The sequence below is a fragment of the Pseudoalteromonas qingdaonensis genome (genome assembly GCF_038739665.1).
Taxonomy (GTDB): Bacteria; Pseudomonadota; Gammaproteobacteria; order Enterobacterales; family Alteromonadaceae; genus Pseudoalteromonas; species Pseudoalteromonas qingdaonensis.
This window is the reverse complement of sequence record NZ_JBCGCU010000024.1, coordinates 1-26,895: the sequence shown is the minus strand read 5'-3', so window position 1 is coordinate 26,895 and position 26,895 is coordinate 1. Positions and strand designations below refer to the sequence as shown.

The 26,895-nt window shown below is 50.6% G+C and carries 22 protein-coding genes and 2 rRNA genes; 12 read left to right on the top strand and 12 right to left on the bottom strand.

From position 1 onward, the window contains the following. The first annotated feature begins 657 nt into the window (after positions 1 to 657). Entirely contained in the window at positions 658 to 2,727 is a 2,070-nt protein-coding gene (locus WCN91_RS14880) for a TonB-dependent siderophore receptor (RefSeq protein WP_342680151.1), read from the top strand. Between the two features lie 49 nt (positions 2,728 to 2,776). Here WCN91_RS14880 and WCN91_RS14875 read toward each other — a convergent pair whose 3' ends face one another. Then, complete coding sequence (locus tag WCN91_RS14875; protein WP_342680150.1) at positions 2,777 to 3,670, bottom strand: DUF808 domain-containing protein; 894 nt, start codon at positions 3,668 to 3,670, stop codon at positions 2,777 to 2,779. A gap of 82 nt (positions 3,671 to 3,752) precedes the next feature. On the opposite strand from WCN91_RS14875, the gene WCN91_RS14870 reads away from it, so the two are divergent. The 4 genes from WCN91_RS14870 to WCN91_RS14855 all read left to right on the top strand — a co-directional run bounded on the left by WCN91_RS14870 (position 3,753) and on the right by WCN91_RS14855 (position 6,918). Next, the gene (locus WCN91_RS14870; protein ID WP_342680149.1) at positions 3,753 to 4,058 is read left to right on the top strand and encodes an MliC family protein; all 306 of its coding nucleotides are present in this window, start codon (positions 3,753 to 3,755) and stop codon (positions 4,056 to 4,058) included. A gap of 59 nt (positions 4,059 to 4,117) precedes the next feature. Continuing rightward, entirely contained in the window at positions 4,118 to 5,584 is a 1,467-nt protein-coding gene (gene ubiD / locus WCN91_RS14865; RefSeq protein ID WP_342680148.1) for a 4-hydroxy-3-polyprenylbenzoate decarboxylase, read from the top strand. A 61-nt stretch (positions 5,585 to 5,645) separates the two neighbouring features. Beyond that, positions 5,646 to 6,359, top strand: a complete 714-nt coding sequence (fre, locus tag WCN91_RS14860; RefSeq protein WP_342680147.1) for an NAD(P)H-flavin reductase — start codon at positions 5,646 to 5,648, stop codon at positions 6,357 to 6,359. A gap of 145 nt (positions 6,360 to 6,504) precedes the next feature. Then, positions 6,505 to 6,918 carry a CBS domain-containing protein gene (locus WCN91_RS14855; RefSeq protein WP_342680146.1) on the top strand — a complete coding sequence of 138 codons (414 nt, stop codon included), beginning with the start codon at positions 6,505 to 6,507 and terminating at the stop codon, positions 6,916 to 6,918. Here the strand turns inward: WCN91_RS14855 and add are convergent, their stop codons facing one another. From add to cyaY, 8 genes are all read right to left on the bottom strand, one after another. Further along, positions 6,919 to 7,926, bottom strand: coding sequence for an adenosine deaminase (gene add, locus WCN91_RS14850; protein WP_342680158.1), 1,008 nt, complete (start codon positions 7,924 to 7,926; stop codon positions 6,919 to 6,921). A 63-nt stretch (positions 7,927 to 7,989) separates the two neighbouring features. Further along, the gene (locus tag WCN91_RS14845; RefSeq protein WP_342680145.1) at positions 7,990 to 10,650 is read right to left on the bottom strand and encodes an ATP-binding protein; all 2,661 of its coding nucleotides are present in this window, start codon (positions 10,648 to 10,650) and stop codon (positions 7,990 to 7,992) included. A 10-nt stretch (positions 10,651 to 10,660) separates the two neighbouring features. Further along, on the bottom strand, positions 10,661 to 11,779 hold the full coding sequence (locus tag WCN91_RS14840; protein WP_342680144.1) for a heme biosynthesis HemY N-terminal domain-containing protein: 1,119 nt from the start codon (positions 11,777 to 11,779) through the stop codon (positions 10,661 to 10,663). Position 11,780: 1 nt separating this feature from the next. Further along, a complete protein-coding gene (locus WCN91_RS14835; RefSeq protein WP_342680143.1) occupies positions 11,781 to 13,658 on the bottom strand; it encodes a uroporphyrinogen-III C-methyltransferase in 1,878 nt (625 codons plus the stop codon). Between the two features lie 27 nt (positions 13,659 to 13,685). Further along, positions 13,686 to 14,627: a hydroxymethylbilane synthase gene (gene hemC, locus WCN91_RS14830; protein ID WP_342680142.1), complete on the bottom strand. Its 942-nt coding sequence runs from the start codon at positions 14,625 to 14,627 to the stop codon at positions 13,686 to 13,688. A gap of 18 nt (positions 14,628 to 14,645) precedes the next feature. Continuing rightward, positions 14,646 to 15,491: a DUF2914 domain-containing protein gene (locus WCN91_RS14825; protein ID WP_342680141.1), complete on the bottom strand. Its 846-nt coding sequence runs from the start codon at positions 15,489 to 15,491 to the stop codon at positions 14,646 to 14,648. Positions 15,492 to 15,511: 20 nt separating this feature from the next. After that, positions 15,512 to 16,171: an alpha/beta hydrolase gene (locus tag WCN91_RS14820; RefSeq protein WP_342680140.1), complete on the bottom strand. Its 660-nt coding sequence runs from the start codon at positions 16,169 to 16,171 to the stop codon at positions 15,512 to 15,514. After that, positions 16,172 to 16,492, bottom strand: coding sequence for an iron donor protein CyaY (gene cyaY / locus WCN91_RS14815; protein ID WP_342680157.1), 321 nt, complete (start codon positions 16,490 to 16,492; stop codon positions 16,172 to 16,174). 146 nt (positions 16,493 to 16,638) lie between these two features. Here cyaY and lptM point away from each other — a divergent pair, with 146 nt between their 5' ends. The 5 genes from lptM (at position 16,639) to WCN91_RS14790 (ending at position 19,955) form a co-directional block, all read left to right on the top strand. Further along, on the top strand, positions 16,639 to 16,824 hold the full coding sequence (lptM, locus tag WCN91_RS14810) for an LPS translocon maturation chaperone LptM (protein WP_342680139.1): 186 nt from the start codon (positions 16,639 to 16,641) through the stop codon (positions 16,822 to 16,824). A gap of 62 nt (positions 16,825 to 16,886) precedes the next feature. Next, entirely contained in the window at positions 16,887 to 17,717 is an 831-nt protein-coding gene (gene dapF, locus WCN91_RS14805; RefSeq protein WP_342680138.1) for a diaminopimelate epimerase, read from the top strand. Beyond that, a complete protein-coding gene (locus WCN91_RS14800) occupies positions 17,714 to 18,325 on the top strand; it encodes a DUF484 family protein (RefSeq protein ID WP_342680137.1) in 612 nt (203 codons plus the stop codon). The genes dapF and WCN91_RS14800 overlap by 4 nt, the downstream gene beginning before the upstream one ends. Beyond that, on the top strand, positions 18,322 to 19,254 hold the full coding sequence (gene xerC / locus WCN91_RS14795) for a tyrosine recombinase XerC (RefSeq protein WP_342680136.1): 933 nt from the start codon (positions 18,322 to 18,324) through the stop codon (positions 19,252 to 19,254). The genes WCN91_RS14800 and xerC overlap by 4 nt, the downstream gene beginning before the upstream one ends. Positions 19,255 to 19,262: 8 nt before the next feature. Next, positions 19,263 to 19,955: an HAD-IA family hydrolase gene (locus tag WCN91_RS14790; RefSeq protein WP_342680135.1), complete on the top strand. Its 693-nt coding sequence runs from the start codon at positions 19,263 to 19,265 to the stop codon at positions 19,953 to 19,955. Between the two features lie 7 nt (positions 19,956 to 19,962). Here the strand turns inward: WCN91_RS14790 and WCN91_RS14785 are convergent, their stop codons facing one another. Continuing rightward, positions 19,963 to 20,376, bottom strand: coding sequence for a GNAT family N-acetyltransferase (locus WCN91_RS14785; RefSeq protein WP_342680134.1), 414 nt, complete (start codon positions 20,374 to 20,376; stop codon positions 19,963 to 19,965). A 167-nt stretch (positions 20,377 to 20,543) separates the two neighbouring features. Between WCN91_RS14785 and uvrD the strand changes: the two genes are divergently transcribed. Both uvrD and WCN91_RS14775 read left to right on the top strand, forming a co-directional pair. After that, a complete protein-coding gene (uvrD, locus tag WCN91_RS14780) occupies positions 20,544 to 22,709 on the top strand; it encodes a DNA helicase II (RefSeq protein ID WP_342680133.1) in 2,166 nt (721 codons plus the stop codon). Next, on the top strand, positions 22,654 to 24,750 hold the full coding sequence (locus WCN91_RS14775) for a GNAT family N-acetyltransferase (RefSeq protein WP_342680132.1): 2,097 nt from the start codon (positions 22,654 to 22,656) through the stop codon (positions 24,748 to 24,750). The genes uvrD and WCN91_RS14775 overlap by 56 nt, the downstream gene beginning before the upstream one ends. Positions 24,751 to 25,216: 466 nt before the next feature. Here WCN91_RS14775 and rrf read toward each other — a convergent pair. Next, a 5S ribosomal RNA gene (gene rrf / locus WCN91_RS14770) occupies positions 25,217 to 25,331 on the bottom strand. A 181-nt stretch (positions 25,332 to 25,512) separates the two neighbouring features. Then, positions 25,513 to 26,895 (bottom strand): 23S ribosomal RNA (locus tag WCN91_RS14765); the annotation flags it as partial.

Sequence of the window (26,895 nt, the reverse complement as noted above, 5' to 3'; positions counted from 1 at the left end):
TAAACAGCGTCATTTTAGATTCGCTTCGCTATCACCAGATGTCAGCACCACACCATATCCTTATTAGTTTGAGCCTTTATTGTAACAGCCTCAACTTATTACAAGTGTTTGCTATTTATTCATATCCGGCGGGTATATTCAACTTTATTACGACTAGCAGCCCATATCTTTCACATTCCACAGCCCAAAAAAGCAGCGTTTTTAACCTGCAAATCATAGCCACTTTATAAAGTCATTGAGTTACTTAAACTAGGGTCTGTTGACCTTTGTTGTTTGTTTCTGCAGCAGTTTGTAGTGTATTTATACAAGGCGGCACATGTGTAGTGTAGTTATTCTACATAAACATGTAACAACACAGTAGAAATGCGCTACAAGCGCTGCCCTGCGGGTTCATCTAAACGCATCCTGCTCTGTGTTACTCGCTATGAACATAGAATGACTATGCATCATAACGAGCGTCGTGATCAGAATGCGTTTAGATTGAACATAAAGTAAACCGCAAAGATAAACAGACCCTAAGCACAGAAATAACACCTTCCTCAACGCCTAATTCAACTCATCGCATAAATACAAGAAATAAAGACTTGAAACTGAGAATCATTTGCAATAGCATGCGCATTAAAAATGGCTTGCAACAACTTTTTAGGATCTTACGTAATGACACGCCACCCTCTTTCTCTCATTATTTTCAGTGTTTTATCAGCACCCAGCCTGGCGGCAACCAAGATGGAAACCATTGAAGTGGTCGGTAGTTATTTCAATGATTACAAGGTCGATAGCGCCTCTGGCGCCATGCGCACCGATGCCTCACTACTGGAAACAGCCCAGTCGGTTACCGTGATCCCAGAAACCATAGTCAATGAACAACTGGCTACTACTTTGGGGGAAGTGCTAAGCAATGATGCCAGCCTGACCTCGGGCTCAAACCAGCGCAACCGGGAAACCTTTAATATGCGCGGCTTTAGCCTAAGCTCAGCAACCGGTTATCTACGCGATGGCCACCAGCACTGGTCGCACTACCAACAGCCTATTGAGATCCTAGAACGTGTTGAAGTAATCAAGGGCCCAGCAAGTATTTTATATGGTCAGTCAGGCCCAGGCGGTCTGGTTAACATGGTTACCAAAAAGCCTACCGCGAATCGCATTGTTAATCTTAGTGCCGATGTCAACCAGCATGGCTCGACCCGTTTTATGGTCGATGCCAGCTCGGCACTCAATGAAGATGAAACACTACGTGGACGCGGCATTGTGGTTAAGCAAGATGTGAACTTCTGGCGTGACTATGCCAACGGCGATGAGCGTGAGCGTGACCGTTTCCTCGGCGCTCTGGTACTTGATTACGACCTCAGCGACGACACCCTAATCCGCGTTCATTATGATCGCACCGATGATAAAACCGGCCTCGACACCGGCGCCTGGTTAGATTCGCAAGGCAAGATCATCGGCGATGACAAAACCATTTACGACTTCTCCTGGGCCTTTACCGATATAGTGGTAGAGAACCTAGGCCTGGATGTGCGCACCTATCTCAACGATCACTGGCAACTGAAACTGGGCTATAACGAACAAACCTTTGAGCGCCAGCGCTTTGAGTCGGCGCCACGTAAACCCAGTGACTACCAAGTCGGTGACAGCTATAACTCACGCCCTTATGATCGTTTTGACGATTGGCAATTTACCACCGCCTATATCGACTTTATTGGTGACTTCCAGCTTGCGGGCATGCAACACCAGCTGCTGATCGGCGCCAACAGTCTGGACTATTACTATGGCCAGCTGCGCACCAGTGCCGATGCCATAGATTATATCCCCGGCCAAAGCGAACCAAGCCGCCCGGATATCAGCTATAAAAGCGATACCAGCCTATCGAGTAACGAGTATGACTACTATGGCATCTATATTCAGGATTTGATCACCTTTAATCCACAGTGGCAACTGTCGCTGGGCGGCCGCTACGACAAACAGAATAAAGAAGATGCCGATAACGAATCTGTATTGCCTAAGGTCGGTGTGCTGTATCACCCGAACGACAATGCCACCCTGTATGTCAGCTATTCTGAGGGTTTTGAGCCCCAAGGTTCAGAGCGTCTGATCAACGAAAGTGATAAAAATCACAATATGAAACTCGACGCCGTCACCTCGGAGCAAATGGAAATCGGCGCTAAATGGCAACTGTTCGATGAGCGCCTGCTGCTTACCGGCGCACTCTTTGATATTAGTAAAAAAGGTACCCTGGTCAGCGAGTTTGTCGATCATCCAGATTACGACACCATCACCACACAAGTAGGTGAGCAGCGCCATAAGGGTATTGAATTAGCCGCCCAAGGTGCCGTGAATGATCGATTCTTTGTTATGGCATCAAGCATGTACTTGGATGCCAACTACGAGCGTGACGAAAGCCTGGAAGGGAAAACCCCGGCAGATGCACCGAAATGGTCGGCTTCATTATGGTCACGCTATGAAGTCACCGAAGCCTTAGCGCTAAACGCCGGACTCTTCTATACCGGCAAACGCTTTGCCGACAGCGATAACCAGATAGAAAAAGATGCCTATACTCGTGTCGATGTTGGTGCTAGCTATGCCATCAAACTTGCCGGTAATGACGTCGATCTGCGCTTAAATATCGAAAACCTGTTCGATACAGACTATCTGGCTGGCGGTGGCACCAATAATGTCACCATAGGTGAAGGCATCAACTTCCGCCTCGCCGCTCAGTTTAGTTTCTAACTAGCATAAAAAAGCCCGGTATTTACCGGGCTGACTTCTTTAGGATTTATTAATTTTTCAGCTTCTTGAATAAATGCAGTGCGATTACCACCACAAATCCAGCCAGCAATCCCACTATGCCATTGGCGCCATTAACCACCAAGGCCTCAACTAGGCCTCCGTATTGACCGCCCTGCTCACCCCAGTGACCAATAAGATGATGCAAGGGCGCTATCCCATGCACCAAGATGCCGCCACCTACTAAAAACATGGCTATAGTCCCCAATACCGCCAGCGCCTTCATCAACCAGGGCGCCAAGGTCAGCAAAAATCGTCCCATGGCACGACTGATGGCGCTTTTTGTAGTAACGCCGCGCTGCAACAAATATAAACCAGCATCATCCAATTTCACTATACCGGCCACTAAACCATATACACCCACAGTCATCACCACGGCAATTACCAACAGCACAGACACCTGATGGATAAAACTGGCGGTAGCAACCGTGCCTAGGGAGATCACGATAATTTCCGCAGAAAGAATAAAGTCTGTGCGTATCGCTCCCTTAATTTTTTCCTTTTCCGCTTCCGGAGTCAGGGGCTCAGCCAGAGCTGGATGCTCCAGCTGCTCTTCCTTGGAGTGAGCCAGCTTTTCCGCGCCCTCAAAACACAGGAATAAACCACCTAGCATCAGCAAGGGGGTGATCAGCCAGGGAACAAAGGCGCTAATAAGCAGCGCCGCCGGCACCAGAATAGCTTTATTCAGCATGGAGCCTTTGGCCACGGCCCAGACCACGGGTAACTCGCGGTCGGCGTTAACTCCCGAAACCTGCTGCGCATTCAGGGCCAGATCGTCCCCCAACACCCCGGCGGTTTTTTTGGTCGCCACCTTACTCATGGTAGCAATGTCGTCTAACAGAGCTGTGATGTCATCAAGTAGAGTCAATAAGCTTGCGCCAGCCATGGGCATTCCTTTTGCTGTGTTATATGTGCCTTGTTAAGCTAATACGCTACACTGAAGTTGTCCACAATTGCGGAGAAAAACAATGGCTAAGAGGCTTTTTTTGGCAATACCCGCCGCTCTGATACTCAGCGCCTGCAGCGAGCTGCCCATAACCGAAGAGCGCTCCGATGCGATAAACTTTCGCTGCGACTCGGGGGCCACATTCAGCGTTCGCTTTGGCGCCGAGAGTGCAATCCTGACTTTAGACCAAGATACCTATACCCTGCATGGCGAACGCGCTGCCTCCGGTGCCAAATACAGCAATAAAAAACTGACCTTCTGGAGCAAGGGCGATAACAGCATACTGATGATCAACGATGAAACCTGGCAGTGTCAGCGCAGTGATTGATCGCTTTTGCGGCGCCATCAAGTATAATGCAGCAAACTCTCGAGGCTCACAGAGGCGTAATGAAATACAAAGACTTAAGAGACTTTATCGCATTGCTTGAAAAGCGCGGCGAGCTCAAGCGGATCAGCCAGCCCATTAGTACCCATTTGGAAATGACCGAAATTGCCGATCGCACCTTGCGTGCCAAGGGCCCGGCCTTACTATTTGAGAACCCGGTCGGCTATGATATCCCGGTGCTTGCAAATCTCTTTGGTACGCCAGAGCGCGTGGCTTTAGGCATGGGCCAAGAGAACGTCGAGGCACTGCGCGAAGTAGGTCAGTTACTCGCCTTCTTAAAAGAGCCCGAGCCACCTAAAGGCATTAAGGAAGCGCTGGGACAAATTCCGGTCTTTAAACAAGTCCTCAATATGCCCGCCAAGGAAGTAAAAAAAGCCCCCTGTCAGCAGGTAGTGCTCAGCGGCGATGAGGTCGATCTGACCAAGCTGCCCATTCAACATTGTTGGCCAGGCGATGCCGCTCCCCTCATTACCTGGGGCCTGACGGTCACTAAAGGACCCTATAAAAAGCGCCAGAATCTCGGTATTTATCGCCAGCAGCTGCTGGGTAAAAATAAAATTATTATGCGCTGGTTATCGCACCGCGGTGGTGCCTTAGACTTTCAAGAATGGTGTAAGGAAAACCCGGGTGAGCCTTATCCGGTTTCCGTTGCCCTAGGTGCCGACCCTGCCACTATTTTAGGCGCGGTTACGCCTGTGCCGGATACCCTAAGCGAATATGCCTTTGCCGGTTTGTTGCGTGGCAGTAAAACCGAAGTAGTGAAATCCATCTCCAATGATCTACAAGTGCCCGCCAGCGCGGAAATCGTGCTTGAAGGTTATATAGCTCAAGATGAGCTGGCACCAGAAGGCCCGTATGGCGACCACACCGGCTATTACAATGAAGTGGATGATTTCCCGGTGATGACGGTGACCCATATTACCCATCGCGAAAACCCTATTTACCACAGCACCTATACCGGCCGCCCACCGGATGAGCCGGCCATTCTAGGCGTGGCGTTGAACGAAGTATTTGTGCCTATTTTGCAAAAGCAGTTCCCGGAAATTGTTGACTTCTACTTGCCACCGGAAGGCTGTTCTTACCGCATGGCGGTAGTTACCATGAAGAAGCAATATCCTGGCCATGCAAAGCGGGTAATGATGGGCGTGTGGTCCTTCCTGCGCCAGTTTATGTACACCAAGTTTGTGATCGTCTGTGATGATGACGTTAATGCCCGCGACTGGAATGATGTGATCTGGGCCATAACCACACGTATGGACCCGGTACGCGATACCACCTTGGTAGAAAATACCCCTATCGACTACCTGGATTTTGCCTCGCCGGTTTCCGGTCTGGGCTCAAAAATGGGTATGGATGCAACCAACAAATGGCCCGGTGAAACCGACCGCGAATGGGGCGAGCCCATAGTGATGGATGAAGCCACCAAGCAAAGAGTCGATGAAATATGGGACTCCCTGGGCATAGACTAAGTGCCTGTTAATTGGCCTTCTATGGTAGGCTAGCAGTTAAGAGTAAGAAGCAAGGTAAAACATGCAAACATTACAAGCGAACGTGCAAAGTATTTCGCCACTCACGGAATTTGTTTACAAGGTTATTTTAACGCCCAACGAAGCGGCTCAATTTGAAGCGGGTCATTATTGCCAACTGGTATTAGGGGAAAAGGACAAGCGCGCATTTTCAATCGCCAGTCGTCCCAGCCAGCAGCATCAAATAGAGCTGCATATTGGTGCCTCGGGCGCAGACTCCTACGCCATGCAGGCGCTTGAGCACCTAAAAGAGCACCTTGCTAATGGCACTCAGGCAACGCTGGAAGTGGGCCTGGGTGTATCTCAGCTACGCCTTGATTGCGACCGCCCACTGGTGCTTTTGGCAGGGGGAACCGGCTTCTCTTATGTTAAGTCGATGGCCGACCATTTGGCCGAAGTTGGCTGCGAGCGTCCGGTATTTTTCTACTGGGGTGTAAAGCACGAAGATGCCCTGTACGCCAAAGAAGAAATGCAAGCCTGGGCAGCCAGTAACCCGCATTTCACCTTTATTCCGGTTGTTGAGCAACCACAGGGGGAATGGCATGGCCACACCGGCTTAGTACATGAAGCGGTGATGAAAGACATAGTGTCGTTAGAACCCTACACAATTTATATGGCCGGACGTTTCGATATGATAGGTGCGGTGCGCGATGACTTTATTGCACACGGCGCCTTGCGCGAGCATATGTATGCGGACGCCTTTGCCTTTATCAAGTAAGCTTGAGCAGAGTTTAGCTTAGTTAATTGAAAAGAGGCCCAGGCCTCTTTTCTGTTTTTTGGAACACTCCAATAGTTTTAATTTTTTTTACCAATCAACTAACCAGCCCTAGACTACTCCTATCAACCACTACAGGAGTGCGACCATGTTCAATATCAAAGTCTCAGATATTATTAAGCGAACCTTTTTATCCATCAGCCCAGATCTTGAGCTCACCGCAGCGATTGATTTACTGCTTAAACATCAGGTGATAGGTGCTCCGGTGATCGATGATTCGGGAAAGTTATTGGGTTATTTATCGGAGCAAGACTGCTTGGCGCCGCTGACCACCAACAGTTACTTTTGCAATGGCCGCATCCAGGTGCGTGAAGTGATGAGCCAAGATGTGCTTACCTGCCAGCTCGACGACTCTTTACTTGATTTAGCCGCGCGCATGCGCCACCACAATCTACCCAAACGTTATCCAGTTATTGACCAAGGGAAAGTTATTGGCATGGCCGAGCGCTCGCAGGTGTTACAAGCGCTCTCAAAAAGTTACCGCAGCTGCAGCGCTGCCTGATTATGCCTCGCGAGCGGCCGCTTTTGCTTTTAAAGCGGCTTTGTCGCCATCGCTTAAGTAAGCGATTTCTAACGCATTGGCCTGAGCCAGCTCGATATCTTCCTTCGTCAAGCCCGCTTGGTAAGCGGCATCTTGATATTCGTTGTCGAGTTCAATGCCCTGCACCGCAGGATCGTCGGTATTGATGGACGCCAAAATGCCGTGCTCAAGGAAGCGCTTGAGAGGATGGGTGTGAATATCGGCAACCGTACTGGTAAGTACGTTACTTGTAAGACAAGACTCGATACCGATGCGGTTATCACGCAGATAATCCATTAATTTAGCATCTTGTATGGCATTGACACCGTGGCCGATACGATCGGCCCCCAAGCCCTGAATCGCCTGCCAGATGCTGCTCGAATCCTGCGCCTCACCGGCATGCACTGTGGCTCGCAGGTCGGCCTTGTGCACCTGTTTAAAGTGGTCAACAAACAGCTCGCCGGGAAAGCCCAGCTCGTCACCAGCTAAATCAACCGCCACCATTTGCTCTTTAAAGGCCAAAATGGCTTCCAGCTCTTGCTGACATTTTTGCTGTCCGAAGGTGCGCGACATAATGCCGATCAGGTTTACCTTAATGTCGTGCTCACGTACGGCGCTGTGAATACCATCGATCACGGCTTCAACCACGCCTTGTGGATGCAGGTTATGACTCATCGCCATGTAATAAGGACTAAAGCGCAGCTCGGTGTAGTCTATACCCTGGGCCACGGCATCCTCGACATTTTCTATGGCAATGCGACGACAGGCATCGTAATCACCTAACACCTTTACACCCCAGTCGAGTTTTTCTAAAAATGCCATCAGATCAGGGGCTATCTCAACGACCTGCACATGGGGGCGCAAGGATTCAAGGTCGTTACCTGGGAGCTGTATATTAAACTGTCGGCCCAACTCGAGAATGGTAGTGGCGCGCACATTGCCGTCTAAATGGCGATGCAGATCGAGTAAAGGTAGTTGGCGATTGATCATCATGACCCCCAAGTGTGTCGATAAAATTGCGCGCATCATACGCATATGAACAATAAATTCAAGTTAGTACGAACGACTGCCTACCCGTTGTGCCAGCTGCCGGGCGATGCTGCTAAAGAGCGTATTGGCCTCGATGGGCTTAACCACATAGTCATTCATGCCACAGTGCTGCGCCAGCTTTAAATCCTGCTCCTGGGCATTGGCGGACAGGCCGATAATGGGCAAGTCACTGAGCAACAGCTCATTGCGGATCTCCCGGGTGGCTGTCAGACCATCCATATTCGGCATCTGTATATCCATCAGCACCAGATCATAATGCTTACGGCCGACCATGGCGACCGCCTCAACCCCATCATTAGCGATATCCGGCTTGGCACCCTTACCCTCAAGCATGGCTTTGGCCACCTGCTGATTAAGAGGATTATCTTCCACCAGCAAGATGGCCACATCCGTTAAGTCTATCTGTATCTGCTCACCGCGCTGCGGCGGCATATCCTGACGCATTGGCAGGCTGGATTGCTTAGGCAGATAAACGCGAAAGCAGGAGCCCTGGCCTTCTTCACTTTCCAGCTCGATGCGCCCGCCCATCAAGCTCACCAGCTTTTGGCAGATACTCAGGCCCAGCCCGGTGCCGCCAAAGCGTCGCGAGGTCGAGCCATCGGCCTGTGAGAAGGGCTTAAATAATTGTTTTTGAATCTCTTTGCGCATACCTATGCCGGTATCGCTGACACTAAAACAGAGCTCGTCCTGACCATCTGCTACCTTTAAGCGAATCACCCCCTGCTGGGTAAACTTCACCGCGTTATTTAAAAGATTCAGCAATACCTGCTTTAAGCGGATCATATCGGTATAAAAGACAGGTGCCACATTTGCTTCGACTTCATATTCGACCAGCAAGCTCTTCTGACTGGACTCTACCCTGACCAATTGCTGTAACTCGGCACAGAGTTCATCTATAACTATGGGCTCCTGGTGTAAGTCTAATTTACCCGCTTCCATCTTAGAAAAGTCGAGCAGGTCATTAAGCACTCGCAACAATACGCTCAAGGCGTTATCCGCCTGCGCCACATACTGCTTCCCCTTGTGCCAATCCTCTTGCTGCATGGCAAGATAATGCAAACCCTTAATGCCGTTGATCGGTGTACGTATCTCATGGCCCATATTGGCCAAAAATTGTGATTTGGCGCTGTTGGCAGCATCGGCCTTCGCCTTTTCTTCACGCAACACCTTGGTTTGCTTGGCCACCTGGTCACGCACGCGGATATTGCTGCCGGTGATGGCGATTAGAAAGGTGGTCAGCAACCAAACGAACAACATGCCCACCACCTGGGCATACCAGTAGCCGGACCATAAGGGGCGCCCGCCCTGACGATAAATATTCAAACGCCACTGCCTTGATGAGGTGGTCACATCATGACTCATAATCAGCTCATCATGCTCGACCAGCGGTAAAATGACTTGGTGGGGCTCGGCGCTGATATCCAAAACTTCCACATCTATGCCATCAAACGCCAGCCTGGCCAGCGCCGATTGCTTTAATAATGGCAGACTTATCACAGCAGCCACATAACCACGTATTTGCCCCTGCTCGTCCAGCACCTCGGACACCACTAAAAAGCCCAGATCGCCCTCGGGGCTGCTTTCAAGTGCAAATGCCGGGGTTACAAACAACTGGCCAGAGTGTGTTAAAAGCGCAGGAAAGTATGGCTCCGCACTGATATCCAGTCCGAATACACTTTTCAGACGAGACGAAAACTGACCGTAATATACGGGAAATTGATCCGCCTCTGTCTGACGGTCAAAACGTGAAAACACCCGGTATTGCGCCACGCCTTCAGAGCGGGCTTGCTGCTCCAAGGCCGCCACATCTTGTGGTGACACCTTGGGCATCCACACCAGGGCATTGATCTCCGGGTTATAAGCCATTTGCTTACGGGTAAATTCATCAAACTCTCGCCGTGACACTTCCTGGCTATGAGTCATAAAGGACGCCAAAATCTGAGTATTAGCGCGCAAGCGGGTGAATACAGTACCTAACTGCTCAACAATCACCTGAGCCTGAGAATTATAATAGCGCTGATTTTGCTCTTTCTTGGCATTGGCCGCCAAATAGAAGGTAACGCTTATCACCGCATAGATGATCAGTGAGGGCACCACCACCTGCAGGCGATGACGCACCACTGCAAAGTTAAAGCCGACCAGTAACAAGGGGGTAAAAATCATCACCCCGATACTGTCGCCTATCCACCAGGTGATAAAGTTTTCCCAGCGCCCGGATGCCGAGATAACGCCATTGAAAATCAACAGCTCGGTACCCACCGCAGCGGCAATAATACAGACCAGGGGGCCGCCGACCAGGATACTAACCATGCTGCATTTTAAATCGGATAGATCCAGCGGCGCGCGCAGCACCTTGGTAATAAGCCAATAGCCTAAAAAGGCCTGAAAGGTGGATGCTAAGGTGACTAAGGCGGCCTGACTAGCCACCTGCCAATGAAGGAGCCCCGCGAGACTTTCAAGGTGCAGAGTATTGGTCAGCAGGGCGCCAATGAAAATCCCCAGCAGGGCACGGCGTCCGGCGATCAACAGTGCCGCCAGAGCTATGCCTGAGGGTGGCCAGGAAGCCACGGCATAGCCCTCAACGGACAACAGGGTGTTACTTAAAAATCCGGTAATAAAGTAACCTAGGGCAACAACTAGGCTTAGGTTGAATAGGTTCTTCATTACCTCCTCGCTAGTGCTGACTGTGGTCGAGAACGAGTAAGGCTTTCTCTGCTTGCCCTGTGGCACGATAGCTTTGCATGGCCCGCTGCGGATGCGGCAGGCCTTGTTGTTGCGCCAGAACCTTGTCGAAGATCCTTGCCGCCAGCTCATGCTCATCCTGACTTTGTGCCAGATAAGCCAGACATAGCAGCATTTCTGTTTCGTCGGGCTGCTTTTTCAGCTCGGCCTGCAGGGCTTTTTGTAATTCTTCTACCTGGCCATATTCAATCTCGCTGAGCACAGACAAGAGCTGCGAGTATTCATTACGCTTGAGCAGCTTTTTCAGCTCCCCTTGTACTGCGGCAATTTCTCCGACACGCACCATGGCACGCAAATAATGAGTATGACCGCCGCTGCGTAGCGCTTTAGGCAAATCACCATTGCGCTTTTGCAAGGTGGTGACCGAGTCGCTATCGAAATATGCGCGCAGGGCCCAATCCCACTCATTTTCATCAAAGCTTTGCGCCTTGATTAAACGCGGGGCTAGCTGGGCAAACTCATTGAACTTATGCAGCTTTAACAGCACATTAGCGTAAAGTTTTAACTGATGCGCCGTGGCTTTTTTACTGGCACATTGGCTACGTAGTGTGGCTAACACCTCGGCTTCGCTGTGCGCCGCCAGCCAGAGATTGACCGGCTCACTGCGATTCTTATCCGACAGCTCATCCAAAAGGTTCAGGGCAAAGTCCCGCTCCCCTTGTTGCAACCGCGCTTTAGCCTGCATAGCCAAAGAGAAGTCACGCCATTTTTCGTCAACACTGCCCTTGCTGAGGGTGTGCTGCAATTGCTGCATATCGTCGTTGATCAATGCCCATAACGCCTGCTCCAGTACCGCCTGTTTACGCTCCTTGCTGCGGGCAAAGAAACCATGACGCACATTGCGATAACTGTTGATCACATAACGCAACAGACAAAACAGCAAGTAACCACCAAATAGAGTTAACAGAGTGAGGATCACAAAACTGACTATGCTGCCTTCAACCGTCCACTGACCAAAGGCAATCAGCACATAGCCCTTTTCATCTATCAACCAGGGGGCCACTGCGGCCACCAAGGCAATAAGGCCGAAAATTATAAGCAGTCTCAACATGCTAAGACTCCTTTAAGGCGTTAACTGTGGCCAGGTTGATCGGCTGTGCTGGTGCTAGCTGTTGCAGCCTTAACTGTTTCAGCTGACTCAAAAACTGGCTGGTTTGCGGCTGTGATAAATCAAAGTAACGGGTGATCAGATCCGCTGAGCTTTGTAATGACTGCCTGTAGAGATCAACATACTGGTGAGTGGCAGCAAAGCCCGCCTGATCAAGATTAAAGTGCAGACGCTGCTTGATTAGGCGCTGTTGCTCATTGTCCAGCAGGGGCTCAATGGCCGCCTCGCGCTTACGCACCTTGATAAAATCATCCACCAGCTTGTCCCAGGAGCGCCCCAAATTGGTACGCCAGTCGGAAACATTGTCTGAAAGCTCTTGCTTATCCGCTGCTACCGCTTCCTCGGCCAGGTCGACCATATTAAAGGCCAGTTTATCAACCTGTTGCCCTAAACCATGTAAGGTCAGCACAGTGGCTTGCACATCCGCCAACTCGATGCTGGCCAAGGTTTGCAAATCACTGTGAATGGCTCGCCTTAACTGAGCATTACCCGGATAGCTGGCCAGTAGCGCATCGGCACGCTCAAGCACGGCAGCGGCACCGGCATAGTTACTTTCAGACCAAATTTTAAAATCCGCCAGCGCCACCAAACGACGTAATTCGTTCATATCCAATGGCGGCTGGGTATTATCTTTTGCTGCAGCAATGCTTTGCTCAACATGAGTGATCATAGAGCGTTGATTGGCAATTATCTGGCGACTGATGTCGTCATTAAAATTCTGCTGCCATTGCTGATTTTGCTGCCGCTGAGTTTGTTGCGTATTGCTTAAAGCCTTAATTTGCTCAGCCAGCGCCTGATTGGCATCTTGCAGCTGCTGCACCTGCTGTTGCATTTGCGCCAGCGCTGTATTTTCCTGCTCGGCCGCACTGCTTTGCTGCTGATACTGATGCCAGTATAAATAACCTGTGCCAGCTGCTCCGCCAAGAGCAATCAACAAAGCCAATAAGCCGACCTTACTCATGCGTTGTCTCTGTTTAGCTGTCGCTCTGTCCGATTGCACTTTGGGCTCAGGCGCTTTTGCTGTGGCCGCCGAGGTATTAGAAGGCGCTAATTCCGGCTCTGGCTTTTCGGGCTGCTCGCTCATATTGATTTCCTGCTCACTGTCGATACACGCGGCGATGGCCTGGTTAGTCACCCCCGCGGCAATACTAATATGGTCTGTGGCGACACCCTGTTGTTCCAAGTACGCCTCTGTTCTAGCACTAACAATATAGAAATGTCGCGATTTAAGCCACTGTAATAACTGCGGATCTTGGCTGGCAAATATGGCATCAACACTGCTGTTACTGGTTACGACCAGGGCATCAACCTGGTCTTGCTGCCATTGCTGCAACCAGGCATCACTGCTCGGCTGCGCCGCCAGGCGCTGATACACCACCAGCGGATTGATAAAGGCACCGCGTTGTTTCAGGGTTTTGGCAAGCAAGGTGCGCCCGCCTCGGCCCTTAACCAGCACCACATTTTTCCCTTCTACCTGCTGCAGCTCGGGCAAGGCAATCATGCCTTCTGAATCATGAGTCTCCGGCACCAGGGCGCGGCATTTAAAATAACTCTCTAAAGCCTCGGCGGTGGCTTCACCCACGGCTACACATTGCACGCTGGCGGGTAAACTGGGGCGTTGTTGATGCAAGCCTATAACCGCATCCTGAGAAACGAAAACGGCAATATCGGCTTCATCCAAGGTCGCCAACTCTTGTTCATCACTGGTCAGATACTCGATATTCAACACCGGGCATTGAGTCACCTTATGCCCTTGTCTAACAAGTAAATCCGCCAGTTCCTGCCCCTTACCCTGGGGCCGAGTTACAACAATATGTGCCATTGCCTGTGCCTTCGTTCTCGTCCAGTTTTATTTTATTTCGCCGTAAACCTCGGCCAGAATCACATCGGCACCTTGAGCCAAAAGTTCTTCCGCCAGGCTTACACCTAGTTGCTGCGCTTCACCAACAGGCCCCTTGGCCTCGGCCCGTAAAATACGCTTGCCATCCAGCGAACCCACTAAGCCACGCAGATATACCTGCTCATCTTCAATTACGGCATAGGCACCGATTGGCACCTGACAACCACCTTGTAAACGGCGGTTCATGGCACGCTCGGCATCAACGCGAATACGGGTTGGCGTATGCTCCAGCGGCGCCAGCAGAGCTTTAATTTGCTCATCATCGCTGCGACACTCAATCCCCACGGCCCCCTGACCATTGGCCGGCAATGATTCTTCAGCACTGATAAAGCTGCGGATACGATCGCTCATTTCTAAACGGATCAGACCGGCAGCGGCGAGGATAATGGCATCGTACTGGCCTTCGTCCAGTTTCGCCAAGCGGGTATTTACGTTACCGCGCAGATCGCGAATATCGAGATCGGGGCGACGCTCTTTAAGCTGGCACTGACGGCGCAAGCTTGATGTACCCACTACGGCACCTTCAGGTAGGCTGTCGATATCGGCGTAAAGGTTAGAAACAAAAGCATCACGCGGGTCTTCGCGCTCACAAATGGTGTGCAGCTCCAGCCCGGGAGGAAAGTCCACCGGCACATCCTTCATGGAATGCACAGCTATATCGGCACGGTCTTCCAGCATGGCTTGCTCTAATTCTTTTACAAACAAACCCTTACCGCCAACTTTAGCCAAAGGGGTATCGAGAATAATGTCGCCCTTAGTGGTCATGGTCACCAGTTCGACTTCAATATTTGCATGATGGCGCTCTAATTCAGCCTTTACAAATTCGGCTTGCCACAAAGCTAGGGCACTTTTACGAGTGGCAATTCGCACTCGTTGAGTTGCAGTTGTCATGTAATTCCTAATTCAAAGTTAAGGCTTGGCAGTTAAGCGAAACTCTCTTGTTGCCAATAACTTATTATTGTTATCTCGTAATTCTACACGCCACAAACCAACTTGGCTGGGCATAATATGTTTAGATGAAAAGGTGCGATAACGAGCCGCGTGTACGCCGAGTTCGACCCGTGCCATCTGCTGCTCTTCAAAATACCAAATATGGCTGACTTTTTGCCCTTGCAGACCTTGCAGCTCAGTGAAAAATACCAGACTGTCATCAAAGTCACCCATATTAATCTCACGACCCAGCGCACTGACCGGCTCACGATCTTGCACTTGCGTGGTTAATACGGCTCGGCTCACCTTGTCGGTGTCTATTTTGCTGCCCTGAGCCAGGCTGGCAACCTTGGCTTCAACATTAAAGTCGGCGGCAACTACACTGGGTTCAACCTCAGCTGGTTCGCTCTGAATAGGCTCAGCTGGGATGGGCTCGGCTATAACAGGCTCGACTGGCTCTGCGCTCAGCTCTTGAGTCTGGTTCACTTCAACGGCCACCAGCTCAGTCGGCTCGGCATCATTTTGCGCCTGGGCTTCAACTAATATCTCTGGCTCTGCAACCACAGGCTGTTCATCAGCTGAATTTTCGCTGCTAACGACTGGCTCTGCGACTATTTGGCTTGTAGCTAATTCGGCCTCAGAGGCCCTGCTTTGTTCGGCATTAGCTGGAGTAAAAGCAGCATACCAAAGTGCGCCTATAGCCAAGGCGCCTACTCCAGCGACTGTGCCAATGCGATGCCAATGCCACTGATAAACCACATCCTTGCGGGCAATGCGCGGTGTATTAGTATTCATATTCGCCGTTATCACGATTTTTTGTCCCATGCGCTGTTCCTAGATCTCTATTAACTTAGTCGCTCTACAAGCCATTGTCGAATGGCCTCAAGCTCTTGCTCACAGACCTGGTGCGCCATGGCATAGGTTTGCCAGGACACCGCCATTCCTTGCTCCTGCAAACACTCATAGGCCTGCTTGCCAGCCGCTAATGGCACCACATTATCAAACTCACCATGGGCCATAAAAATATTGAGATCTTTATGTATCGCCTGCTCGGCCAGTAACTCCGGCTGCGACATATAGGTCGATAGCGCCATGACTCCGGCCAGCTTATGCTGATAACGCGGCGCCAAGTGCAAGGCAATCACGCCACCTTGCGAAAAGCCAGCAAGAATAATCTTGTCTGCCGATATCCCAGCAGCGATTTGCTCATCGATTAAGTCGCTAATACGCTGTGCCGATTGTTGCACACCTTGAGCATCAGCACGTTTATCCAGATCAAGGGATTTAATATCGTACCAGGCGCGCATTTCCATGCCGCCGTTAATGGTCACGGCCTGAACCGGCGCGTGTGGAAATAAGAATTTCACCCCAAGCTCTTCGGGCAGAGCCAAATGAGGTGCCACGGGGGCGAAACCATCACCTGAATCTCCTAAGCCGTGCAACCAGATCACAGTCGCTTTATGAGCTGGGCTATTAAAGTAGCTGGCACCGTCGAATTGACTCACTTAATCATGCTCCCAGCGTATCTCAACACCCGCCTGCTTGGTGGCCGCATCACACATAAACTGCCAGAACTCGGCGCCGGAACGATTATCTATCCATTGCTCGCCATGTAATTCAAAGTGATGGCCATTAAATTTAGTAGCAACCCACACCTGATGCAGTGGCGCCTGCTTATTGATCACTATCTTACTGCGGTCCGGGAAGATGATTTCCAATATCCCCTCCGCCGACTCATAGTCTAAATCCGCATCTAAATCGTCGATCTGATCTTCTATGGTCAACATCAATGCATCGGCCAGTTGATGATACTGGGTGTCGGTCATGGTGGTTTCACTCATTTGGCTTGCGCTCCTGTACTGGCGGTGACGTTGTGAAGGGGAAATAATTCAACAGCAACGACTACATTTTCGGTATTTTCTGTTACTCTGCGATTATAAAACGAGTCATATTAATTATCTATCGAATCACTATGTATAACAGTCACCGATTGCCTCACCTTGTTGTAGCCGTCAGCTTAACGCTACTAAGCGCCTGTGGTCAAAGTGGACCCTTATACCTGCCACAAGAACAACCAGAAATTCAGCAGCCCGCCTCCGTGCAAGAGCAAGAGGCCGAGGCGCAAGTGCAGGCCAGCGACCCGCAACAGCAGCAATAAACCTAGAGTTGGCTGCGTTTTGCAGGCATAGTGATGGCATAGAGGGATGATGTAAGAGCGTTATGTTAGTTAACTTCTCCAAGATGCACGGGCTGGGAAATGATTTTATGGTCGTCGATAACGTGACCCAGAACATTTTTCTTTCCCGCGACCAAATCAAGCGACTGGCTGATCGTAACTTTGGCGTTGGCTTCGACCAATTGTTAATGGTCGAGGCGCCCTATTCACCGGATTTAGACTTCCATTACCGTATTTTCAATGCCGATGGCAGCGAAGTGGAACAATGCGGTAACGGCGCTCGCTGCTTTGCCCGCTTTGTGCGTATGAAGGGCCTCACCAACAAGCATAAGATTGCCGTATCCACCAAGGGTGGCAACATAGTCTTATATATAGAAAAAGACGGTCAAGTCACGGTGAACATGGGACAACCCATGCTCGAGCCCAAAGAAATTCCCCTTAAAGCCAGTAAACGTGAACTCACCTATATCCTGCGCCAGCAAGAACAAACCCTGTTTGTCGGTGCCGCATCCATGGGCAACCCCCATTGCGTGATCGAGGTTGACGATATCGACACCGCCGAGGTGCATACCTTGGGGCCTTTAGTGGAAGAGCATGAACGCTTCCCGAAAAAGGCCAATGTTGGCTTTATGCAGGTGATAGATGAAAGCCATATTAAGCTGCGGGTGTGGGAGCGTGGTGCTGGTGAAACCCTGGCCTGTGGCAGTGGCGCCTGTGCCGCCGCCGTAGTTGGACAGCTACAGAATAAGCTAGGCAATAATGTCAAAGTTGATTTGCCTGGCGGTAGCCTACAGATCCGTTGGCAGGGCGAAGGTCACGCGGTCAAGATGACGGGCCCCGCCGAGCATGTATTTGATGGACAAATAGCCCTATGAGTGAACTAAGCAAAGAGCAGATCGCCGAGTATCTCAAACTCAATCCGGACTTCTTTTTACAGCATCCCGAGGTGTTTGCACTGATGAACTTTGGTGCTCCCCAGGAAAGTGTTGCCTCTTTGCAGTTGCGCCAGCAACAAGTATTGCGCGAACAAAACCGCGCCTTGCAACAACAATTTCAGCAGTTGGTGGCGCGAGCCAAGCAAAATGAAAAGGTCTTCCAGGTGTTTAGTGCCTGCCATCGCCAGTTAATGCGGGATGCCGAGTTTGTCGAGTTGGCAACGGGGCTAGAAACCCTGATCTGCGAACAATTGCAAATCAGCGAGTGCAAACTAATTAAGTTCACTGACGAGCTGCAACCCCTGCTGGATAAACGCCTGCAAACTAACAATCACTACCTTGGCCGTTTATCGGAGCAGGAGCAGGCGCAGATCTTTAACGGCCAAAGTAAAAGTTCCGCTCTCTATCTTATTGGCGAGCTGCAAGCGCCCCTGGCTATTTTGGCCTTTGCCAGCGAAGATGAACTGCACTTTGAGCCAGCTCAGGACAGTTTGTTTATCTTCGAGTTTGTTAAAGCTCTGCAAGAACGCTTAACCGCCTTATCATGAGCGAGTCACAGGCGCTCACCTTTGCCGTGATGACAGATGCCTGGCGCTCGCCCGTGAGCGACTATCAACATTATCTGCGCTATGAAAAACAATACTCCACCCACACCCTGGATCAATATCAGCGGCAACTGCTAGAGGTAGCCCGCTTTTTTTATGATGACCGGGATGGCTGGTTGGCCATTAACGGCGACGATATTCGCCGTTATGCCATGTCGTTGCGCGCCAAGGGCTTAGGTGCTCGCACCGTTAACCTCAAACTCAGTTGCCTGCGTGCCTTTTTTCGCTTTTTACGCGCCTATAATCCGCATCTGGATAATCCGGCCCAGTTTGTAAAAGGCCCCAAGTTTGATAAGCCGCTGCCCCGTAATCTGGATGTTGAGCAGATGCATCAACTCCTTGAGATAGACGATGATGATCCACTCGCCATTCGCGATAAGGCGATGATGGAGTTAATGTACTCATGTGGACTGCGGATCAGCGAGCTGGTCAATAGCAACTGCAAGGATATAGATTTGCGCAACGGTGAAATCCGCGTTCTCGGTAAGGGCAATAAAGAGCGCCTGGTACCTGTGGGCTCGAAGGCAATTGCCGCACTTAACGCCTGGCTTAAGGTGCGCGGTGCCTTTATCGGCGCCGATCCCGATGCCCTATTTTTATCAAAACGGAAAACCCGTATTTCGGTGCGCCATGTACGCGAGCGTATGCGTGAATGGGGCGTCAAGCAAGGCCTGAGCGCCCAGGTTCATCCCCACAAACTGCGCCACTCCTTTGCCTCTCATGTCTTGCAGTCGAGCGGCGATCTGCGCGCGGTGCAGGAATTACTGGGCCACAGCAGTTTATCGGCCACCCAGGTTTATACCCATTTAGACTTTCAACACCTGGCCAAGGTGTATGATAATACTCACCCAAGAGCCAAAAAACAGAATTAAGGCCCACCATGATGCGATTTAATCGAGCTTTAGCGCCCGCCAAAGTCCTCAGCTTTGACCTAGATGACACCCTGTATAATAACCACCCCATCATCAAAGCGGCGTTGCAGGCTCAGCAGGATTATTTGCTCACTCTGCCGGGCTGGCAAGAGCAAGGGAATAACTTTTGGCTAGATTGTCGTCGCACGGTAATTGCCCGCGATCCTGCACTGGTTCATGATGTTACGCAAATACGTAAGCAAGCGCTCACTTATGCTGTGAGCAAGATTGGCTTAGAGCAACATCACGCCGATAATGCTTATCAACGCTTTGCCGAAGCACGCAGCAAGATCACCGTCAGCGATGAGGTATTAGCCCTGTTGGAATCGCTTAAACGTAAATATCGGCTGATAGCCATTACCAACGGCAATGTCGATGTCTCCAAATTCAACCTCAAAGATCAGTTCGAGTTAGTCTTGATGGCCGGGCCCGATGGCAAGTCCAAGCCTCATCGGGATCTGTTCGATCATGCCGCCGAGCGCCTTGGCGTTGCCAACCAGGAAATTATTCATATCGGTGATAGCCTGGACACGGATGTACAAGGTGCAAACAATGCCGGATGTCGCAGCATTTGGCTCAATAATCAAGGCATTCAATATGCCTACAAGGGCCTGCCTTGCTGTGAAATTGACGACATTATGGCATTGACACAGTTAGGTTAAATACAACTTAAAGTGCTTTAACCATATAACTGCGACGCCCATCCAGGGGGTAGTCCGCCAAGGCGAATACTTCTTCGTAGCCATGACGGCGATAAAAGTCGGGAGCTTGGAACTCCAAAGTATCGAGCACAGCTTTTATTGCCCCCAAGTCCTTGGCTGCCTGCTCAAGCTTATAAAGCAAATCGTTAGCATAGCCTTGCCCTCTTTCCTCTGGGTTGACCCATAGCCAATCGATAAGTAACCAGTTGCCGAAGCATCGACCCGCTATTCCCGCAACCGCTTCACCCAGCTCATTATCGACTCTAAAACCGAGATTTTGCCTTTGTACGGGCCAATGTGACTTGTTAAAAGCAACCACCTGATCTTTAAGCCAATCACTTAGCTGTTCACTCGTGTCACTGACAATTTCGTACTGTCTCATTATCTAACTTCCAAAGTACCCATGGTGCCTATGGTAACTAATATGAGTACAAGCAGTTAGCGGTAAATTGCTTGCTGGGTGCATACCTGTTTATAAAAACAGTATTCTATTTAGCCAAAGCACAACTCTTGTTATACTTGCCAAACTAACAATAGGTGGATGTGGCGATGGATGTATCTGAATTACTTGATGGCTTGAACGATAATCAACGAGAGGCGGTAGCAGCACCCTTGCAAAATATGCTGGTTCTCGCCGGTGCAGGCTCAGGTAAAACCCGGGTGTTGGTCCATCGTATCGCCTGGTTAATGCAGGTAGAAAACGCCTCACCCTATAGCGTTTTTGCGGTGACCTTTACCAACAAGGCGGCCAAAGAAATGCGCGCTCGGGTCGAACAAACCATCGAAGGTTCCGCTGGTGGCATGTGGATTGGCACCTTCCACGGTTTAGCCCATCGTATCTTGCGTGCTCACCACCGTGAAGCCAAATTGCCTGAGTCTTTCCAAATTCTCGACAGCGATGATCAGCAACGTATGATACGCCGTTTGCTTAAGGCCATGAATATAGATGAAAAGAAATGGCCGGCAAAGCATATCGCCTGGTATATCAGCGCCAAAAAAGATGAAGGCCTGCGCCCGGGCGACATTCAAGCCTATGACGTCAATGAACAACTTTTACAGCGAGTCTACAGCGCCTATCAAGAGGCTTGTGACCGCGCCGGATTAGTCGACTTTGCCGAGATCCTGCTGCGCTGCTACGAGGTGCTGCAGCAACAACCTACGCTATTGCGTCACTATCAGCAGCGCTTTGCCCATATTCTGGTGGACGAGTTCCAGGATACCAACACCATTCAATACCGCTGGCTGGCACTGATCGCCGGTGATACCAATTCCATGATGATAGTTGGCGATGATGACCAGAGCATTTATGGTTGGCGTGGGGCGCGTATCGAAAACATCAAACGCTTTTTAGATGACTTTGACGCCGAAACTATTCGCCTGGAACAAAACTACCGCTCCACTGCGACCATCCTAAAAGCGGCCAATACGCTGATTGAGAACAACTCCGAGCGCATGGGTAAGAGCCTGTGGACCGATGGTAACCAGGGTGAGCCTATTTCCATCTATGCCGCCTTTAATGAGCTGGATGAAGCCCGTTTTATCGTTGGCAAAATAAAAACCTGGCTGCAAGCGGGTAATGCCCTCAGCGACAGCGCCATCTTATATCGTAACAACGCGCAATCGCGGGTGTTGGAAGAAGCCCTGCTACAAGAAGGTATGAAGTACCGTATTTATGGCGGTATGCGCTTCTTCGAACGCCAGGAAATCAAAGACGCCCTGTGTTATTTGCGTCTGGTCAGTAATCGCCAAGACGACGCCGCCTTTGAGCGCGTGATCAATACACCAACACGCGGCATAGGCGACAAAACCCTCAGCCATATTCGTGACTGCGCCCGCGCCGAATCACTGCCGCTTTGGTATGCCGCCAAGGCCATCATAGAACAACAACATTTGTCGGGCCGTGCCGCCACCGCGGTAACCCGCTTCTTAGAGCTGGTCGATGGTATCGAAGCCCGTATCGGCGATCTCACCTTGGCGGAGCAAGCCAAATATGCCATTGAAAATACCGGCCTTATGGCCATGTATCAGGCAGAAAAAGGTGAAAAAGGCCGCGCCCGCGTAGAAAACCTGGAAGAATTAATCAACGCCTGCGAACAATACGAATTACCGGTGGACGAAGAGTTTTCATCGCCACTGCAAGGCTTCCTGGCCTACACTTCACTAGAGTCAGGAGAGGGTCAGGCCGAAGAACATGAAGATGCGGTGCAGATGATGACATTGCACTCGGCAAAAGGCCTGGAGTTTCCACTTGTGTTTATGGCTGGCGTTGAAGAGGGCATGTTCCCATCGCAACAAAGCCAGGAGGAAAGCGGTCGCTTGGAAGAAGAGCGTCGCCTTTGTTATGTAGGCATGACCCGCGCCATGGATAAGCTCTACATCACGCATGCGGAAGCCCGTCGCCTCTATGGCCAGGAAAAATATCACAGCCCGTCGCGTTTTTTACGTGAACTGCCCGATGACTGCATCGAAGAAATTCGCGTTAGAACCAAGGTCACCGCGCCGCAACAGTCGAGCCGTTTTAGCCCATCGCTGACACAAGCAGCCTTTGCCGATAGCGGCTTTAATCTCGGCCAACGCGTACTTCATGCCAAGTTTGGTGAGGGTACGGTGTTGAATTATGAAGGTGCCGGGGCCCAATCACGGGTGCAGGTAAACTTTGATGACGTTGGCAGTAAATGGTTGGTCACCGCCTATGCTCGCTTGCAAGCACTCTGAAGTAACTAGCTTACTCACCCAATTAAAGCGCCAGCGATGGCGCCAGGCGCTGTTATTGCGTGGCGAACGACAATGGTGCTACGAGCAATTGCAGGCGCTACAACGGCTTACAACCGATCCTTGGTATGTGCTCAGCAATAATGAACAGCTTGACCATGCCCAGTGGCCGTATCATCTGCACCAGATCCTGGGGCAAGAACATGCCCACGGCGCTTACGACTGTTACAGCGGCTTTTATGCCGACAAACTCGCAGCACTGGCGGGCACGGTGCAAGCCGGGGGCTTGCTGGTGCTTATGCTGCCAGAAGATACCAGTACATTTATCGACCCGGGCATGGATAAGCTAGTTTCTTACGGTTACTCCACACCAACACAAAGTCATTTTTGGGCCTGGTTAGAACAGCAACTAGTAGAAACCGACTTTTTTAGCATCAAGCAATCCGAGGCTAACGCGAATAGCATTAACTTGGTCGCCGACACACCTTTCACTAATGCTCAACCGAATACCAGTGAGCAGCAAGAGGTGGTAACGCAAATCATTAAAACCGCCATGGGTCGGGCTCATCGTCCTTTATTGATCAGCGCCGACCGAGGTCGTGGCAAGTCTGCCGCACTAGGTATAGCCGCCGGTCAGCTGAGCGATAAACGCATCATTTTATGTGCCGTTCAGCGTAGAGCGGTAACTAGCGTGTTTAAACACCTGAGCCAAACAGCATCTCTTCCTGAAGCCAAGGAAACAGAGCTGAGTCTAGGTAATGTGGAATATATGCCGCCTGATCGCGTACTGCACGAGCAGCCCAGTTGTGATCTACTCTTTGTCGATGAAGCGGCCACCCTGCCGATACATATTCTTAAGCGGCTGTTGGCTATCTATCCACGCGTAGTCTTAGCCAGCACCTTGGTCGGTTACGAAGGCAGTGGCCGGGGTTACACCCTACGCTTTAAAGCCTATTTACAGAGGCACTACCCTAATTTTAGCGAGCGCGTTTTAAACGAGCCGTTTCGCTTCGCCTCGGGCGATCCCCTGGAACAGGGGATCAACAAATTACTGGTGCTTGATGCCGCGAGTAAGGAACTTCAGCCCTGCGAACAAGTATTAACTCACACTTCTATCGATGTGGCTCAGCTACGCGCACAGCCGGAGCTGCTAAAGCAGGTATTTGCTTTACTGGTGCTGGCCCATTATCAAACCTCGGCCAATGACTTCCGGCAATTGCTGGATGCGCCGGGACAGCGTATTTACCTGAGCCGAAAAGGCAAGCAACTGGTCGCCGTGGCCGTTATTACCTTGGAAGGTCGCTTCGATGAAAAGATGGCGGCCCAGGTTGTCAGTGGTGAACGTCGCCCGCAGGGCCACTTACTCGCTCAAAGCCTGGCTCAGCTAGGCGGTGAGTCACAATTAGCGCAGCTATCCTGCGCGCGTATAGTGCGCATTGCCGTGCATCCACAATTGCATCACCAAGGGATTGGTAGCGCGTTAATGGACTATATCTGTGACGATCTCACACAACACAAGGTTGCCATACTTGGCACCAGCTTTGGCGCCCATGCCAGCCTACTGGAGTTTTGGCAACGTCTTGATCTCAGCACCATTAAGCTGGGCATTAAGCGGGATCATGTCAGCGGTGAATACAGCGCTTTAATGGCGAAAGGACTCACGGCACAAGGCGCTGCACTCTTGTCACCTGTCATCAAGGCCTGGCAGAAAGATATGCCACACCTAATAGCGCATTATTTTGCCGATTTGGATAGTAGTCTGTTACTGAAACTATTATGCGAATGCCCCAAGGCCGAACCCAGTCAAGCCGATCATCATACCCTAATGCGCTTTACCCTAGGTCAGATCCCGCTAGCACAAGCCTATGGCGCCCTGCGGCGCTATCTTCAATCAAACTGGTCATCACTTGCTGCTGCGCCTAATGAAACTCAAGAAGTGATTCTTGGGCTCATATTTAACAGCGCGGATGCCAAGCCTGTAGCACTGAGTAAAAAACAGTACCAGCAGCTGATCAAAAACTTCATTCAGCAACTTCTCAAATAATCTTGTAGATTGGCCTTTAGGCCAACATTAAACAACGCAGGATCATATTGCCGGTAACCCCCTTGTAGGTCAGGGTTTGCCGCCATGGATGGCGGTAGTAGAACAATGCAGGAGCACATTGTCGATAACCCCGACAAGGTGCAAATACATGCCACAATGACGTACCACATTGTCGGCCTAAAAACGCAAAAAACCCGCTGCATTGCTGCAACGGGTTTATTTAAATAGGAGCCTGGTGATGACCTACTTTACTCCGGGCTATCCTGCCCTCCGCCCTTCGGGCCGCCTTCGGCGTTCACGTAGATTTGTTGGAACAAATCTGAATGACGCTAGTCAGCCCTGCGGGTGAACCACAAGGACGTGGTGAATAAAAATGTTCCCGACATTTTTGTCACCTGTTCAAGTAGAACATCACGTCTTAAAATGAAAAAACCCAGCACTAGGCTGGGTTCTTCGTTTAATAAGGCCCTGACGATGTTCTACTTTCACATGGGCGAACCCACACTATCATCGACGCTGTTTCGTTTCACTTCTGAGTTCGGCATGGGGTCAGGTGGTTCCAAAACGCTATTTTCGTCAGGAAAAAATTGTCCGGAACAATTTTTAACGCACTTTAGTGCGGCCCGTTAGGGTCAATTACATGGATGTAATTGATAAAAATATTGTCCCAGTTAAATTCGGAAAGCTTTATAAGTAATATGTCTACTTTAGTTTTTAATTTCTAACTTCTAACTTAACAGTCTCACACCATTTTGGCGTTGTATGGTTAAGCCTCACGGGTAATTAGTACAGGTTAGCTTAACGCCTCACAGCGCTTCCACACCCTGCCTATCAACGTTGTAGTCTTCAACGGCCCTTCAGTGGAGTTAAACTCCAAGTGAGAACTCATCTCGAGGCTCGCTTCCCGCTTAGATGCTTTCAGCGGTTATCGATTCCGAACGTAGCTACCGGGCAATGCAATTGGCATCACAACCCGAACACCAGCGGTTCGTCCACTCCGGTCCTCTCGTACTAGGAGCAGCCCCTCTCAATTCTCAAACGCCCACGGCAGATAGGGACCGAACTGTCTCACGACGTTCTAAACCCAGCTCGCGTACCACTTTAAATGGCGAACAGCCATACCCTTGGGACCGACTTCAGCCCCAGGATGTGATGAGCCGACATCGAGGTGCCAAACACCGCCGTCGATATGAACTCTTGGGCGGTATCAGCCTGTTATCCCCGGAGTACCTTTTATCCGTTGAGCGATGGCCCTTCCATTCAGAACCACCGGATCACTATGACCTACTTTCGTACCTGCTCGACGTGTCTGTCTCGCAGTTAAGCTGGCTTCTACCATTACACTAACCGTACGATGTCCGACCGTACTTAGCCAACCTTCGTGCTCCTCCGTTACTCTTTGGGAGGAGACCGCCCCAGTCAAACTACCCACCAGGCACTGTCCGCAACCCCGATTCAGGGGCCAACGTTAGAACATCAAACATACAAGGGTGGTATTTCAAGGATGGCTCCACGGTAACTGGCGTCACCGCTTCAAAGCCTCCCACCTATCCTACACATGTAGGCTCAATGTTCAGTGCCAAGCTGTAGTAAAGGTTCACGGGGTCTTTCCGTCTAGCCGCGGGTACACAGCATCTTCACTGCGATTTCAATTTCACTGAGTCTCGGGTGGAGACAGCGTGGCCATGGTTACACCATTCGTGCAGGTCGGAACTTACCCGACAAGGAATTTCGCTACCTTAGGACCGTTATAGTTACGGCCGCCGTTTACCGGGGCTTCGATCAAGAGCTTCGCTTACGCTAACCCCATCAATTAACCTTCCGGCACCGGGCAGGTGTCACACCCTATACGTCATCTCGCGATTTAGCAGAGTGCTGTGTTTTTAATAAACAGTCCCAGCCACCTGGTCACTGCGACTCCCGTCCGCTTAGAGAGCAAGTCTCATCACAGATAGGAGCGTACCTTCTCCCGAAGTTACGGTACTATTTTGCCTAGTTCCTTCACCCGAGTTCTCTCAAGCGCCTTAGTATTCTCTACCTGACCACCTGTGTCGGTTTGGGGTACGATTCGGTATAAACTGAAGCTTAGAGGCTTTTCCTGGAAGTATGGCACCAACAGCTTCCACTCCGTAGAGTGTCGTCTCG

What these genes read in the sequence shown, in the direction of transcription:
- add (WP_342680158.1), bottom strand. Translation starts at nt 7,926, where the DNA reads ATGATCAATCGCCAACTACCTTTACTCGATCTGCATCGCCATTTAGAC.
- lptM (WP_342680139.1), top strand. Translation starts at nt 16,639, where the DNA reads ATGTATAACAGTCACCGATTGCCTCACCTTGTTGTAGCCGTCAGCTTA.
- WCN91_RS14835 (WP_342680143.1), bottom strand. Translation starts at nt 13,658, where the DNA reads ATGGCACATATTGTTGTAACTCGGCCCCAGGGTAAGGGGCAGGAACTG.
- dapF (WP_342680138.1), top strand. Translation starts at nt 16,887, where the DNA reads ATGTTAGTTAACTTCTCCAAGATGCACGGGCTGGGAAATGATTTTATG.
- WCN91_RS14825 (WP_342680141.1), bottom strand. Translation starts at nt 15,491, where the DNA reads ATGGGACAAAAAATCGTGATAACGGCGAATATGAATACTAATACACCG.
- WCN91_RS14855 (WP_342680146.1), top strand. Translation starts at nt 6,505, where the DNA reads ATGTTCAATATCAAAGTCTCAGATATTATTAAGCGAACCTTTTTATCC.
- WCN91_RS14790 (WP_342680135.1), top strand. Translation starts at nt 19,263, where the DNA reads ATGATGCGATTTAATCGAGCTTTAGCGCCCGCCAAAGTCCTCAGCTTT.
- WCN91_RS14785 (WP_342680134.1), bottom strand. Translation starts at nt 20,376, where the DNA reads ATGAGACAGTACGAAATTGTCAGTGACACGAGTGAACAGCTAAGTGAT.
- hemC (WP_342680142.1), bottom strand. Translation starts at nt 14,627, where the DNA reads ATGACAACTGCAACTCAACGAGTGCGAATTGCCACTCGTAAAAGTGCC.
- WCN91_RS14870 (WP_342680149.1), top strand. Translation starts at nt 3,753, where the DNA reads ATGGCTAAGAGGCTTTTTTTGGCAATACCCGCCGCTCTGATACTCAGC.
- WCN91_RS14880 (WP_342680151.1), top strand. Translation starts at nt 658, where the DNA reads ATGACACGCCACCCTCTTTCTCTCATTATTTTCAGTGTTTTATCAGCA.
- ubiD (WP_342680148.1), top strand. Translation starts at nt 4,118, where the DNA reads ATGAAATACAAAGACTTAAGAGACTTTATCGCATTGCTTGAAAAGCGC.
- WCN91_RS14845 (WP_342680145.1), bottom strand. Translation starts at nt 10,650, where the DNA reads ATGAAGAACCTATTCAACCTAAGCCTAGTTGTTGCCCTAGGTTACTTT.
- fre (WP_342680147.1), top strand. Translation starts at nt 5,646, where the DNA reads ATGCAAACATTACAAGCGAACGTGCAAAGTATTTCGCCACTCACGGAA.
- uvrD (WP_342680133.1), top strand. Translation starts at nt 20,544, where the DNA reads ATGGATGTATCTGAATTACTTGATGGCTTGAACGATAATCAACGAGAG.
- WCN91_RS14775 (WP_342680132.1), top strand. Translation starts at nt 22,654, where the DNA reads ATGACGTTGGCAGTAAATGGTTGGTCACCGCCTATGCTCGCTTGCAAG.
- WCN91_RS14840 (WP_342680144.1), bottom strand. Translation starts at nt 11,779, where the DNA reads ATGTTGAGACTGCTTATAATTTTCGGCCTTATTGCCTTGGTGGCCGCA.
- cyaY (WP_342680157.1), bottom strand. Translation starts at nt 16,492, where the DNA reads ATGACCGACACCCAGTATCATCAACTGGCCGATGCATTGATGTTGACC.
- WCN91_RS14800 (WP_342680137.1), top strand. Translation starts at nt 17,714, where the DNA reads ATGAGTGAACTAAGCAAAGAGCAGATCGCCGAGTATCTCAAACTCAAT.
- WCN91_RS14875 (WP_342680150.1), bottom strand. Translation starts at nt 3,670, where the DNA reads ATGGCTGGCGCAAGCTTATTGACTCTACTTGATGACATCACAGCTCTG.
- xerC (WP_342680136.1), top strand. Translation starts at nt 18,322, where the DNA reads ATGAGCGAGTCACAGGCGCTCACCTTTGCCGTGATGACAGATGCCTGG.